Genomic DNA, 14,478 nt, shown 5'->3' on the forward strand with positions numbered 1-14,478 from the left:
GAACACGTTAACGAATACGAATCAATGTTATTAACTGTTTAATAGTTTAGTTTTTTAGAATTAAAAACACCTACTTATGCTACTTTGTTAACTAAATTGTTTCTTTTGTATGGTGCTTTCAATTTAGCGTTCATTCTTAAGTATCGGTTTTGTGTATTTATTTAGCCAAGCCTTAGCGCTATAAATTCAGCAAGTTTATCTACAGCATGCTCCGACTCGCCGCCGCTTTTAATTAAGCTAATGCCGATACTGCCTAAGCTTGGTAAATGTTTTGTTTGAATTTGAAAGTTGAGATCGCTAGGCACAGTGCTTTTAGCAAGTACTGTAATGCCCAAGCCTTCTTTTAAAGCGGCAATAAGGCCGGTTAAATCGGCATTGCTGTAAACAATACGGTATTTGATATTGGCACTTTTAAGTGCATCTGTAGCGCGGCGCCTATAAATACAGCCCTCGGGCGCGGTGACTAAGGTTACTACCTCATTTTTTGCCTGTGCTAGGTCGCCCACCCATACTAGCTCGTCTTGCATAAAAATAGGGAACTTGTCTGAATTAAGGCGCTCGTTAAGTGCTAAAACAAGATCAAATTGATCTTGCCTTGAGGCTGACAGTAAATGTTTACTTAAGCGCGATTTAACCTCCAGCGATACCTCAGGATAAAGCGAGACAAAATCACCAATAATGGAGGGCAAAATACGTGCTGCAAATTCGCTAGGAATACCCAAGCGCACTTTACCGGTTATGCTTTCTGAGGTGAACTGCTGCAAAATAGCATCGTTATACTGCATCATTTGTTTTGCCATAGGCAAAAGTAGCTCACCGTACTGATTAAGCACCTGGCGCTGGCCCTGCTTTTTAAATAATTTATAACCGAGTAAATCTTCAAGGCGTTTAATTTGCAAGCTTACCGCAGGTTGCGATAACCCCAGAAGGTCGCCGGCTTTTGCAAATCCACCTACCTCAACAACCATTACAAAGGTACGCAAACTGTCGGTTGATATGTTTTTCATATTTAAAATTACAATTTATATAGCTACATATATAAGTATTATTTATCAATTGATAAGTAATTACAATTTGTTGTTGTCACAGTGGCGCAATATACTTTTGGTATCAAAAATACACAGGTGTTTGTTATGACTTTTAACCCAATAATGTTTGCCCGCCACAGCAATGCTGCAAGTGCAGTTACCAATGCCGTGCAAGCAAATAACAACCTCGTTGTAATGGATTTTAGTGGCAGTGAAACCAGTGTATTTTTAAGCACTATTTTAGGGTTAGATCTCACAAAGCTTACAGCCAGCGGCTTAGGCCTAAAAGGCACGCTAGATGGTGATTTAAATTCTGATTACAGCTTTGCCGTTTATTACTTTAGCGAAACCGCATTTAGATTTGTATTACCGCACAGCGCAAGCTTGCAATTACAAGCACTTATAAACGAGCAGCAACTTCGTTTTGATATTGATTATGTACTACGTAGCGACCTTGCAACCCTTGCGCTGTGTGGAGCAAACGCATTTGATACCTTAATTAGCGCGTTTAAATTAACGCCAGGGCTGCGTTTATCAAATCCGCAACTATGTTATGGCGCGCAAAGCGGCGAAGTATTTATTACCGCCATAGATAAAAACGACGAACAGCACTTTGTGTTAGTAGCCAAGCAACAAGAACTACAAAAATGGCAACAGCACTTACAAGCACAAGGTTTTGCCCTAATGCAAAACGAAGCTGCCTAATACATAAAATAACCGGTAAACATAACCGTGTTTGCCTGTTTAGTTAAATCTATTTAAGCCACGCCCGCACAGGGTTAATTTAAAAGTGAAGGAATGTTATGACTTCTAAAACTGTACTACATGCTAAGCACCTTGAAGCAGGCGCAAAAATGGTTGATTTTCATGGCTGGGAAATGCCAATCAACTACGGCTCACAAATAGAAGAACACAATGCAGTGCGTACCGATGCAGGTATGTTTGACGTATCACACATGACCATTGTTGATATTGAAGGCGAACAAGCAAAAGCATTTTTACGTAAGTTAGTAGCAAACGACGTAGCAAAATTAACCGTACCAGGTAAAGCGCTTTACACGGGCATGCTTAACGAGCAAGGCGGCGTAATCGACGATTTAATTATTTACTACTTTAGCGAAACGTTTTATCGCTTAGTGGTAAATTCTGCCACCCGCGAAAAAGATTTAGCTCACTTAGCTAAAGTATCTGCCGACTTTACAGTAACCGTAACTGAGCGCCCAGAGTTTGCAATGATTGCAGTACAAGGCCCTAACGCAAAAGCAAAAACAGCCACACTTTTAAATGCTGAGCAACAAGCAGCCGTTGAAGGCATGAAGCCATTTTTTGGCGTACAAGTGGGTGATTTATTTATTGCCACAACGGGTTATACTGGCGAAGACGGTTACGAAATTGTAGTACCGAACGAGCAAGCAGCCGATTTATGGCAACAACTGCTAGATGCAGGTGTAGCGCCAGCCGGTTTAGGTGCACGCGACACGCTACGTTTAGAAGCAGGTATGAACCTTTACGGCCTAGATATGGACGAAAGCGTATCGCCACTTGCAGCTAACATGGCATGGACTATTGCATGGGAACCAGAAGATCGTGACTTTATTGGTCGTGACGTACTTGTTAAGCAACGCGCCGAAAAAAGCACCCATAAACTTGTTGGTTTAGTGCTTGAAGAAAAAGGCGTATTGCGTAGCGGCTCAAAAGTAATTGTTGAAGGTGGAGAAGGGGTAATTACCTCAGGTACTTTCTCACCAACACTTGGTTTTAGTGTAGCCCTTGCACGTGTACCGCGTTCAACAGGGGATACAGCCCAAGTAGAAATGCGCAAAAAATTAGTTAACGTTAAAGTAGTAAAGCCTAGCTTTGTACGTAACGGCAAATCAATCATTTAAAAATTTGGTTATACCAATCACAATAATTATTGTGATTGGTATCCTCCCAATATAAACCAAAGGAACAAAATAATGAGCAATATCCCTAGCGATTTAAAATACGCCTCTTCTCACGAGTGGGTTCGCAACGAAGGTGACGGTACATTTACTGTGGGTATTTCTGAGCATGCGCAAGAGCTGCTTGGCGACATGGTATTTGTAGAACTACCAGAAGTAGGCGATGCAGTAGATGCGGGCGAAGACTGTGCAGTAGCAGAGTCGGTTAAAGCTGCATCAGACATTTACGCACCAGTTGGCGGCGAAATTGTAGCGATTAACGAAGAGCTAGAAGACGCACCAGAAACGGTTAACAACGACCCATACGGTGACGGCTGGTTATTCCGCATTAAAGCAACTGACGAGTCAGAGCTTGAAAACCTACTTAGCGCAGAAGACTACGCTAACACAATCGACGAAGAGTAATACTCTAAGTAGATGACAAAAGCCCCATTCACTGTTTTTGGGGCTTTTATGATTTAACGGCCTACTTCCCATACACAGTACGTTATTAAATCATCACATATTTTAATCAATACTAATTACCCGTTAGTATTTAGGATCATAGGAATCTAGACGCATGTCAAACGCCAAATCTCTTGAACAGTTAGAGCAAAAGCAAGATTTTATTCGCCGCCACATTGGGCCAAGCCCAGCACAAGTAAGCGATATGCTAAGTGCTTTAGAAGTATCAAGTGTGCAAGAGCTGATCGACCAAACTGTACCTGCAAGCATTCGCTTAGCGCAGCCATTAACAGTTGGCGAAAGCCGTACTGAAGTTGAAACACTAAGCTACTTAAAATCGGTAGCAAGCAAAAATAAAGTTTTCAAATCGTACATTGGCCAAGGCTACCACCCAACGCACGTACCGCACGTAATTTTACGTAACGTACTAGAAAACCCAGGTTGGTATACTGCGTACACGCCGTACCAGCCAGAAATTGCGCAAGGGCGTTTAGAGTCGTTATTAAATTTTCAAACTATGACCCTAGATTTAACAGGCCTAGATTTAGCAAGTGCCTCGTTACTTGACGAATCAACCGCTGCTGCTGAGGCAATGGGCCTTGCAAAACGCGTATCTAAAGCTAAAAAAGCCAATGCCTTTTTTATTGCCGACGACGTACACACACAAACTATTGACGTAGTAAGCACCCGTGCTGAGCAGTTTGGTTTTGAAATAATTGTAGGTAAAGCAGAAGATGCCGTTAACCACGACATTTTTGGCGCACTTTTCCAATACCCATCTACATCAGGTGAAGTGGTCGATATAACCGACCTAATTGCCGGCGTACAAAGCAAAAAGGCCATTGCCTGTGTTGCTGCCGACATTATGAGCTTATTACTCTTAAAAGCACCGGGTAAATTAGGTGCCGACGTAGTACTTGGTTCGGCTCAGCGTTTTGGTGTACCTATGGGTTACGGCGGACCACACGCTGCATTTTTTGCAACGCGTGACGCATACAAACGTTCATTACCTGGGCGTATTATTGGCGTATCTAAAGACCGTTTAGGTAACGACGCACTCCGTATGGCCATGCAAACGCGCGAACAACACATTCGCCGCGACAAAGCCAACTCAAACATTTGTACAGCGCAGGTACTACTTGCCAACATGGCCGCGTTTTACGCGGTGTACCACGGCCCACAAGGCTTAAAAACTATCGCGCAGCGTATACATCGCTTTGCTGATATTTTAGCTGCAGGCCTAAAAGCTAAAGGTGTAGCACTTAAACACAGCACCTGGTTTGATACACTAACAGTAGTTAGCGACAGCAAAGACGACGTAATAGCGCGTGCACTTGCCAAAGGCGTTAACTTTGCAACAAACCACGACGGCGAATACTCTATTTCGGTTTCAGAAACTACAACACGCGCCGATGTAGCTGAGCTATTTGATATTGTACTAGGTGAAGGCCATGGCCTAAGCGTAGATAGTATTGCAGCCGATATTGAAGCAAACGGTAGCGACTCTATTCCAGCTAGTTTAGTACGTGATGACGAAGTATTAACGCATCCAAACTTTAACAGCTACCACAGCGAAACAGACATGCTTCGCTACATTAAGCGCCTAGAAAACAAAGATTTAGCGCTTAACCACTCAATGATCTCGTTAGGTTCATGTACCATGAAACTAAACGCGACCGCTGAGATGATCCCAATTACATGGCCTGAATTTGCAAACTTGCACCCATTCTGCCCGCTCGATCAAGCCGAAGGTTACCAAATAATGATTAACGAGCTGCACGACTGGCTAGTTAACATTACTGGGTACGATGCCGTTTCACTTCAGCCAAACTCTGGCGCACAAGGTGAATACGCAGGCTTAATTGCTATTCGTAAATACCACGAGTCACGTGGCGATGCGCACCGTAACGTATGTTTAATTCCAAGCTCAGCACACGGTACTAACCCTGCATCTGCGCAAATGGCCAGCATGAAAATTGTAGTAGTTGATTGCGATAAAAACGGTAACGTAGACATGGCAGATCTTAAAGCGAAAGCTGAAGAAGTGTCTGAAAACTTATCGTGTATTATGATCACATACCCATCTACACACGGCGTTTACGAAGAAACCATTCGCGAAATTTGTGACATTGTGCACGAGCACGGCGGCCAAGTTTACATGGACGGCGCAAACATGAACGCGCAAGTAGGCGTAACAAGCCCTGGCTTTATTGGCTCAGATGTATCGCACTTAAACTTGCACAAAACATTTTGTATTCCACACGGTGGCGGCGGCCCAGGTGTAGGCCCAATTGGTGTTAAATCGCACCTTGCGCCATTTATGCCAAACCACAGCGTAATTAACGTACCGGGTACAAACATTAACAACGGTGCAGTATCAGCAGCGCCTTACGGCTCAGCCGCTATTTTACCTATTTCATGGGCTTACATTACCATGATGGGCTCAGAGGGCTTAAAACAAGCCACTGAAATGGCGATCGTTAATGCTAACTACTTAACACACGAGTTAAGCCAGCACTTCCCAATTTTATACCGCGGCCGTAACAACCGCGTTGCGCACGAATGTATTGTTGACCTACGCCCACTTAAAGAGCAATCAGGCATTACTGAAATGGACGTAGCTAAGCGTTTGCAAGATTACGGCTTCCATTCACCCACTATGTCGTTCCCAGTAGCGGGCACGTTAATGATTGAGCCAACTGAGTCTGAATCAAAAGGTGAGATAGACCGCTTTATCGAAGCTATGGTGTCAATCAAAGGCGAAATCGACAAAGTAATCTCTGGCGAATGGTCAATCGAAAACAACCCACTTGTGTTTGCACCACATACACAAGCTGACGTACTTGGTAACGAATGGGACCGCGCGTACGATCGTTTTTACGCTGCATTCCCAGTGCCTTCGGTGGCTAAAGACAAGTTTTGGCCAACCGTTACACGTATAGATGACGTATACGGCGACCGTAACTTAGTATGTTCATGCCCAGCGGTTGAGACTTATCGCGATTAATTTTTGAATTTTAATGGGTAGTAAGTTCCACTGTAGAGTGGGATTTATCATAATTATAAAAGCCGTTACAGTAATGCAACGGCTTTTTTGTGTGTGTTTAAACATTGTAGACGCACAGCTTGCTGGCGTGTTGGGCGCAGCCCAAAAGTTGTTTAATTGCGGTTGGTGTTTGAGGTTACTATTACAGATAACACGAATACGTTTGGTACTTCAGAAATTAGAAACCTTATTCAAGGCTTTTTCGCGCTGGCGACGGTAGCCAAAGAGGGGCTGCCGTTGACCCCCTCTCTGTAGGAGCTGGCTTTAGCCGCGAATGTTTTTCACCCGAGCATCACGCTATTTCCTTCAAACTACTATTAATGTGAACGTAAACGGCGAAGATAGACCGTCTTTCATATCCCTGTACGCTCCCCAGTTCGGCCATCCATGGCTTCTCGTTCAAAGCTGCGCTTTTCATCTCTGGACTAGTTTCGCCTTATCGCGCCTCATGCGCGATATTACTCATCAATTGCTTATTTTCAGGTCGTGATGACGGGGAGGTTGTTAAACTTTTGGTATTTTCTGATAATTCGGTATGTTAAACCTCATGCCATTAATAATGGGTGACCCCATTTGGTTCTGGTTTTGGTATTTTTCTATAAACATATCTCAAATAGATTTGATATATGGAAGAAATTGTAGATTAAATCTTGTTAAGATAGGAGCATTATACTATAGCCATTAAGTTTATATTTAACTTGGAGAAAATGTGTTAGGACGCAGCGAAATTATAAAACTTATTGATGAAGAAAATATTTTGAGCGTTGATGGAAGCTCAACAGAGGATATCAAAAATCGAACGCAGGCGTCCTCAGTAGATTTAACTATCAAGTCGATTTATACAGCGGACAAAACAATATCTAATTCAAATATAGATATTGGCAATGCAGGTTTAGATTTGATTGATTTAGAACCCGGTCAAACAATTGTTATTCAAGTAGCTGAAAGGTTCGACTTACCTTCAATGATAGGTGGAATTATTTTTCCTCCAAACTCAATGTCTAAGTCAGGAGTAATAATGACTAACCCCGGTCATATTGATCCTTTGTTTTCTGGGTATATTAGTGTTTATTTGGTTAACATGGGGAAGTCCCCAGTGAGATTGAAAAAGGGTAGCAAGGTAGCTACTTTGTTACTGTATTACATTAATGGGGATGTTGGTGAAAGTAATATTTCAGGTGGAGGTGTTAGTAAGGAGCAAGTTTTAACTTTGAGCAAAGACTTCGCTAATTTGGATACTAGGATGCCTGATTTGCTTAACTCAGTTATTAGAAATAAAGCATTATTGTGGGGAGGTGTGGTCATTAGCATTGTCGCTTTGTTTTTTACTTTAGTTCCGCTACTTAGTGAGCAAATATTTACAAATAAAGCTATTGATGCTTTCAAGCTGGAGCATGTTGAACCACTAAAACGTATCAATAATCAGCAGCAGATAGAAATTGCGGCACTAAAAACTGATTTAGCAGACAAAAATAACCAACTGGAGAACCTCAGATTAAAAATAGATGGAAAGGATTCTCAAATCCAAAATCTTTCATCTGATGTGAAAAAATTATTTAATATTCTAGATAAAGAGTTAACTCCAGAAATTAGTCAAAAGAAAGGAGTTGAAAAAATTGAAAATTAAATGTGCGGACTTTAACGCTGTTGTCATTAGTCGACCAAGTTTTGATGATACTGCTTTAATCAGTTTTCTTGAAAGTCAGGGATTAGATTGGGTTAGAAGTGGTGGAACAGAGGCTGAGGAGATTGTAGAAGTATCAGGTAGGGTGTGCTATCTGTCATTTGGAAAAAATAGGCAGTCACCAAGAGACAATAAATCTTACATAGCGAACCTTATTTCTAAAGGACATGAAAGTGTCTTAGAGCATGTAAATTGGACAGTTTTACTGTCAGGAGTATCTAGAGGTTTCACTCATCAACTCGTTCGACATCGCGTAGGATTTGCATATAGCCAGCTTTCTCAACAATACCATGATGAGTCTGATGCTCTATTTGTAGTACCTCCATCGATCAAAAAAAATAAAGAGTTATTTACTGAATGGGCTGATGATATATATCGAAGCTTATCCACATATAGAAAAATTATTAATACTGTTGAGAAAAGTCAATTAACAGATAAAGAATCACTGAGGGAGTTAAGAACGGCTGCTAGATCTGCACTACCTAATGCAACTGAAAGTAAAATTATTATTACAGTCAATGCTCGTGCGTTGAGACATTTTTTTGAGGTTAGAGGTTGCTTAGAAGGTGACTGGGAAATGAGACAGGTAGCTTGCAAGTTGTTCGAAATGGTTTGTTGCGATGCACCTTCACTGTTTTATGATTTTAAGAAAGTAGAAATGTTAGATGGAAGTTTTAAGTTAGTGAAGAGGTAAAGAAATCAGCATGGTCAGGTCTTTCTTTTTGTCTTTTGTGATTAAGAAAAAATGCAAAACCTGCCCCAGTAACCCCATTTAAAAAAAAGGGCATTGTTATTGCCCTTTTTTACGCGCTTAAACTTATTTTTATAACCCATAGCGCCATAGCGCGACTATGTTTTGCTCTAGCCCTTAATTATAGGCCTGCTTTAATCGTCAGGCCCCTTTAAGGTAAACACTAAATGTTTACGCATATCTTTTAAAATCACGCCTTTTTTAAGCATTGCGGCGCTTAAACGCTTTTGCCATTTTAATAAATCAGGCTCTGCGGCTGCTAAAGCTTGTTCGTTTTCAAACTGAAAACAAAGCAGTAGTGAACTTGGAAATAAGTGATATTCCACATCAAACCAGCACTGCAACATACCAGGGATTTCTTCGCGCCCTTGTGCTTCTAGTTTATCGGCAACGTTAAGCACAAGTGCTTGTTGTTTTACTTGCACTGCAGAGAGTTTTTTCATTATTAGAATCCAAATTAGCGGCTAATACATACAGCCAGAATGCGGGCATTATACGCAAGCTTGTAGCTATGCAACAACCGTAGGTTGGTTTGAGCGAAGCGAAACCCAACGCATAGCCAATGTAATAGCCACAGCTAAAGTTAAATACAATGTTATTTATTGTAGGCGCTTAGCTTGCTAGCGCGTTGGCCGAAAGCGCGAACTATTTGGTTTAATATGAAGGGGGAGTTTGTTTTAGTTTTTTAAGCAGGAAAACGTATCTGAATTACTATTACCCCTCCCAAAATAATGATTTTAACACCGAAAGTAAAAACGACACCATTTTGCTAAAAGCTAAAAGCTAAAAGCTAAAAGCTAAAAGCTAAAAGCTAAAAGTGCTCATATAGTAAACACTTTCGCCCTATGCTTTAATATTAAAAAAGGGAGGGCGTTATGCGTAAAAATCTATTTTTATTTAATAAACACTTTGCTGCAATGGTTGCGCTAGGGGCTTTAGCTGCGCCGTTACCTGTATTGAGTAACGAGCCTGGGGTATTAGTTGAGCAGCTTTGTGCTAGTTGCCATAGTTTAAACAACCTTGAGCGCAGTGCGGGTTATAGCCAAGCGGATTGGCAAACACTCATAAGTTATATGGTAGATACAGGCGAGAGAATCAAAGGGGTCAAATCTTGACTTCAGACATCAAAGGTCTAGATTTATAGTTTATTACTCATTGAAACCAAGAATCAAAGGGGTCAAATCTTGACTTCAGACATCAAAGGTCTAGATTTATAGTTTATTACTCATTGAGTTTATTATTATGTCTAGGCCGCTGCGAATAGAGAATCAAAGGGGTCAAATCTTGACTTCAGACATCAAAGGTCTAGATTTATAGTTTATTACTCATTGAGTTTATTATTATGTCTAGGCCGCTGCGAATAGAGTATGAGAATGCGTTTTATCATGTAATGAATCGGGGAAGAGGGCGTGAAAATACCTTTTTGAGCGATGACGACTTTAAGTATTTTTTATATTGTATTGAGCAAGCAAGCCTTCGCTTTAATATTGAAGTGCATTCTTATTGTTTAATGACCAATCATTACCACCTGCTAATCAAAACCCCTGATGCAAATTTAGGCCGAGCCATGAAGCATATTAATGGCCTTTATACTCAATACTTTAACCGAACCCATAATACAGATGGCGCACTGTTTAGAGGTCGCTACAAAGCGGTGTTGGTGGATGCTGATAATTACTTACTCCATGTTAGCCGTTATATACATCGTAACCCTATAGAAGCAAGTACATCGCTAGTCGATGAACTCATTGACTATAAATGGTCTAGCTACTCAGCCTTCATCAAAAAAGCGGCGACACCGAAATGGTTAGTTCGAGACTTTATATTTTCGCTTCAAGGAAAAAAGCGTAAATATGCTGCGTACAAACAGTTTGTTGAATATGAAAATAATAAAGAAATAAGCGCTTTTTATAGTGCTAAAAAGTTATTGTCGGTTTTAGGTTGTGAGGACTTTATTGAAAGTATAAAAGACTACATTGCCAAGCCTGATAGCGAAAGAAAGCTTGTTAGTAAAAATCACTCAGCAGATGAAGTTATAGCTTACTTAGCTCAATACTTTAATGTTGAGGTTAATGAGATTATAACGGTTAAAAAGGGGCGAAAAGAGAAAAATTTACCACGCTGGTTTGCTATTAAATTATGCCAAGATTTAACGGGGTTAAATTTGCAGGCATTAGCAGCTGTTTTTAATGTTGAGCATTATTCGGCGATATCGAAAGCTGTAGGTAGGTTGAATAAATCAATGGTTGAAGATGAAAAGGTTAAATTACAATTGGAAAAACTTCGAGATTGTTTGATGTCTGAAGTCAAGATTTGACCCCAAACCTTTTTTTGATAAAAATACAGAAAAACTCTATATTTCCTATAAAGCAGTTTTTAATTTATCTTAACAACTTTGCTCAGAAGTATACATTACTCAAAGAAAAATATAATATTATTAATATCTAATGTTAAACGGATTTAATTATGGAAGAAATTACAGCTTTCTCAGAAAATAAAACCAAAGAAAAATTACAGGTGCGCTTAGATAGCCTGAAAAACCAACAGGTATTATATGGAGAAAAGGTAGAAAGAATATTTAGAAGAAAAAATTGCACATATATTTTTTTTACCTCAGATGATTCTCCATACGAGGAGGCATTGTACATTACTTTAGTTGATTCAATAGGTGAAGTTATTGAAAGTGTTGAACTGATGAAGCCATATTCGCCAGGGATTTTGAAAGATTTAATAATTAGAAATGATCAAAATATTGAATTTAAATTTTGGGGGGAATCGATAAATAATTTAATTATTGCAGACAAAAAAAAAGTACACTTCTCTCATATAATACCTTCAAATGGTGTCCATTACTCCAATAAATTATCACCAAGTTATTTAACAATAAAAGATTAAGGTTTCAAACATGGACTCGTTTATTTCTGATAAAGATGTAGAAATTAGTATTAAGCAAATGGAAATAGCTGCGATTAACTTTGGTAGTCGTTTCATAAATGACTCAAAAGTAAGAGCACTATATATGGAACAGACAAAAAAAATGTCCTTGGAATTAGTTAATGCTTATAAGGCTGGAGTCATTACGCCTAAACAGGCAGCTGTAGCTGCAAATGAGATGCGGAATGAAATAATGACTGTTTCTCGCAGTAAAACTAGTGATATTGGTAAAGCTAAAGTAGTTAAGTTAAAGGCAAAAGGTCTGAATTTAGAGACGTTATTAGATAAATATGCAAAAAGCCAGTTCGGTAAAAGTTTCGCTGAGCTTACCGAATCAGAAGCTTCATCAATTTATAAAAAGATAGTTCAAAGTGCAGGGAAGGCAAATCCTAAGGTTAGTGTCAAAGCAAGCAATTTAGGCAAAGCCGGACGAAGTTTATGGGTACTTTCTATATGCATCGCCGTTTATAATATTAGTAGTTCTAATAATAAAATTAAAACTGCAGGGCGTGAAGCAACCAACATTGGGGGAGGTTTCGCTGGGGGCGCTGCTGGGGGCGCGACTGCTGGTATCTGGTTTGGGCCTATTGGTGTAGCTGTAGGTGTTGTAGTTGGAGGTGTTTTAGGCTCTATTATATCTGTTCAAGCATATATTGAGCTTGCAGGTCCTGATGGAAAATTTGCAAGAAGTTTTATACCTCGCTTTACTAATGTCTTATCTACTCATGAGAATAAAATGGCAAGTGCTTTAATTACTGAGTGTACGTATGAATTAGATAAGGTAATGGCTGTTTTTTTTGAATTGAATGATAAATATTTCACTGATGTTGATGATATTGCACTAGCTTATGTAGGAATGATTAGAACAGGTAGGTATCCTCTTATTAAGCAAGCTTTATCACTAAATAAAGCTCTAAAAAACTTTCTTATTCAGGTATTGGATAGTGGTTGGACGTCTTCTTCTGAGAAAGAGTGTATAAGGTACCTTCGTCATATCTAGTTACAATGGACTTCTGTAGTGGTCAACTAATTTTGGCCACAGTTTTAAAATTTAAAAGTGTTAGAAATTATTTTTAATATTCAACACTATTCAGCCATATCCCAAACGGTATGCAGGCTAAATAAGTTAATAATTGAAGATGATAAGGTCAACTTACAGTTCGAAAAACTTCGAGATAGTTTGATGTATGAAGTCAAGATTAGATCCCAAGCCTGACTATACAGGAACTGCATATAACGGGGAAATTAAGGGTATTGCAATTGGTGTCCTTGAGAGCCTAGAGAGTGAAGGTTGAAGCATTGTCAGCAAGTGACCAAATTTCCAATTTAAAACATAGCTCAATCTGTGCTGCGGCGATTGTTGCGAGTGTTTTTAGCTATTCATCATTAGCATTCACTATATAAATAATGTTATGGCCTTACAGCGCAGTAGATGAGCTAGGTCAGCGGGTAATAGGTTTTTTTGTTGGAATATGTATATTGTTTGGTGTACTTTTATCAATTGGTAAATGCTTGGTTCTAAAGATTTATAGCCTGTTAGCTTGTAGTGCTATAATTTCATCCCTTATTTATATAATAGGTATTGTTACCGAGCAGAGAGATGGTTTTTCTTTTAATGGCTTAGAACTTTCTGTTTTATTTATAGTACTTAATTTTATTACTCTTTTTCAAAAGTAAATATTTAAAATTTAGCATTAAAGTAATTAAGAGGCTTAAAAGACTACATCAGCAGCAGTTAGAGTAGCGAAAATTAATTGCATATTATTTAATACCCTACAAAATATTTTAATATCGACAAGGACTGTGGGTAATCTTCATAATAAATTACACATTATTCCTCCTAAAACAATCATATTCCAAGAGGTTATTGTGTCAGTCATCGACAAAATTCAAAACTTCAGCGCGAAAATTCAACCTTTTTTTGATAAATTTGGTGCAGATAAAGTACACCTATCTCCTGAAGTATTCGGGTGTTTAAAAGATAATGGTGAGCCAATTGGCAATCAATTGATTTTACGTAGTCTTAGCTTCTCAGATGGTAAGCCACGTAAAGATTTTGTTTATACAGACTCCGATGGTAGTTTTAGATTTCCTGAAAAAACGATTCGTTCCGATGAACCCAGCATACCATTCAAAGAAATATTTACTAATCAATACATTACCACGACTATTAATAGAAAAAAATTTATTATTTGGCGAGCGACATTAATAGGGAAAAACCCTATTGATGAATTTAACAATAAATTAAGTTGCCTTAACGCTGATATTAATAATGAGGCCATTTTATTTAGCTTTTCTAGTAATCGAGAAGAGATGAGCTTAGAGGGAACTTCAATTTGTCGTTGGGATAAAGACTTTGAAGTTATTGATGTTGATGAACACCTAAATCTAACTAACGATTATGTTAAATAAAAATATAAGGAAATAATTATGATGCAAGTTTTAACTCCTTCATTAGCAGCTTGATTTGCTGCTATATCATATTCAACTGACACAACTGATGGTGTCGAGGGCTCTGCTTGGTAGTGTTTAGAAATCTGTGTCATTTCAGTATTATTAAGAAAACAGGAGTGACACATGACTCAATCTTTCGACTTCAACAAAGCATTAGCTGAACTGCAAGCTGGTAAAGGTCTTACTGGCGCAGA

At 39.2% G+C, this 14,478-nt stretch carries 13 protein-coding genes; 11 read left to right on the forward strand and 2 right to left on the reverse strand.

The window, feature by feature from the left end; genetic code table 11:
* Positions 1 to 161 precede the first annotated feature (161 nt).
* Positions 162 to 1,007 carry a LysR family transcriptional regulator gene (locus PSH48_RS12280; protein WP_273587179.1) on the reverse strand — a complete coding sequence of 282 codons (846 nt, stop codon included), beginning with the start codon at positions 1,005 to 1,007 and terminating at the stop codon, positions 162 to 164.
* Positions 1,008 to 1,133: 126 nt separating this feature from the next.
* Here PSH48_RS12280 and PSH48_RS12285 point away from each other — a divergent pair, with 126 nt between their 5' ends.
* The 6 genes from PSH48_RS12285 (at position 1,134) to thyX (ending at position 8,839) form a co-directional block, all read left to right on the forward strand.
* A complete protein-coding gene (locus PSH48_RS12285) occupies positions 1,134 to 1,733 on the forward strand; it encodes a hypothetical protein (RefSeq protein WP_004587594.1) in 600 nt (199 codons plus the stop codon).
* 98 nt (positions 1,734 to 1,831) lie between these two features.
* Positions 1,832 to 2,914, forward strand: coding sequence for a glycine cleavage system aminomethyltransferase GcvT (gene gcvT / locus PSH48_RS12290; protein WP_004587593.1), 1,083 nt, complete (start codon positions 1,832 to 1,834; stop codon positions 2,912 to 2,914).
* A 72-nt stretch (positions 2,915 to 2,986) separates the two neighbouring features.
* Positions 2,987 to 3,376, forward strand: coding sequence for a glycine cleavage system protein GcvH (gene gcvH, locus PSH48_RS12295; protein WP_004587592.1), 390 nt, complete (start codon positions 2,987 to 2,989; stop codon positions 3,374 to 3,376).
* Between the two features lie 154 nt (positions 3,377 to 3,530).
* Positions 3,531 to 6,422, forward strand: a complete 2,892-nt coding sequence (gene gcvP / locus PSH48_RS12300; RefSeq protein WP_273587180.1) for an aminomethyl-transferring glycine dehydrogenase — start codon at positions 3,531 to 3,533, stop codon at positions 6,420 to 6,422.
* 748 nt (positions 6,423 to 7,170) lie between these two features.
* Entirely contained in the window at positions 7,171 to 8,088 is a 918-nt protein-coding gene (locus PSH48_RS12305; RefSeq protein ID WP_273611660.1) for a dCTP deaminase domain-containing protein, read from the forward strand.
* The gene (gene thyX / locus PSH48_RS12310) at positions 8,069 to 8,839 is read left to right on the forward strand and encodes an FAD-dependent thymidylate synthase (protein WP_273611661.1); all 771 of its coding nucleotides are present in this window, start codon (positions 8,069 to 8,071) and stop codon (positions 8,837 to 8,839) included. Before PSH48_RS12305 ends, thyX begins: the two co-directional genes overlap by 20 nt.
* 191 nt (positions 8,840 to 9,030) lie before the next feature.
* Here thyX and PSH48_RS12315 read toward each other — a convergent pair whose 3' ends face one another.
* Positions 9,031 to 9,339: a hypothetical protein gene (locus tag PSH48_RS12315; RefSeq protein ID WP_004587588.1), complete on the reverse strand. Its 309-nt coding sequence runs from the start codon at positions 9,337 to 9,339 to the stop codon at positions 9,031 to 9,033.
* A gap of 432 nt (positions 9,340 to 9,771) precedes the next feature.
* Between PSH48_RS12315 and PSH48_RS12320 the strand changes: the two genes are divergently transcribed.
* The 5 genes from PSH48_RS12320 (at position 9,772) to PSH48_RS12340 (ending at position 14,242) form a co-directional block, all read left to right on the forward strand.
* Positions 9,772 to 10,011, forward strand: a complete 240-nt coding sequence (locus tag PSH48_RS12320) for a hypothetical protein (RefSeq protein WP_273611662.1) — start codon at positions 9,772 to 9,774, stop codon at positions 10,009 to 10,011.
* 227 nt (positions 10,012 to 10,238) lie between these two features.
* Positions 10,239 to 11,213 (forward strand): transposase, encoded by a 975-nt coding sequence (locus PSH48_RS12325; RefSeq protein WP_273611663.1) that lies wholly within the window; start codon positions 10,239 to 10,241, stop codon positions 11,211 to 11,213.
* Positions 11,214 to 11,362: 149 nt separating this feature from the next.
* Positions 11,363 to 11,791, forward strand: coding sequence for a hypothetical protein (locus PSH48_RS12330; protein ID WP_273611664.1), 429 nt, complete (start codon positions 11,363 to 11,365; stop codon positions 11,789 to 11,791).
* A 10-nt stretch (positions 11,792 to 11,801) separates the two neighbouring features.
* Positions 11,802 to 12,830 carry a hypothetical protein gene (locus PSH48_RS12335; RefSeq protein ID WP_273611665.1) on the forward strand — a complete coding sequence of 343 codons (1,029 nt, stop codon included), beginning with the start codon at positions 11,802 to 11,804 and terminating at the stop codon, positions 12,828 to 12,830.
* Positions 12,831 to 13,699: 869 nt separating this feature from the next.
* On the forward strand, positions 13,700 to 14,242 hold the full coding sequence (locus PSH48_RS12340) for a DUF6795 domain-containing protein (protein WP_273611666.1): 543 nt from the start codon (positions 13,700 to 13,702) through the stop codon (positions 14,240 to 14,242).
* Positions 14,243 to 14,478: the final 236 nt, after the last annotated feature.

The sequence above is a fragment of the Pseudoalteromonas sp. Angola-4 genome, assembly GCF_028599265.1.
Classification (GTDB): Bacteria; Pseudomonadota; Gammaproteobacteria; order Enterobacterales; family Alteromonadaceae; genus Pseudoalteromonas; species Pseudoalteromonas atlantica.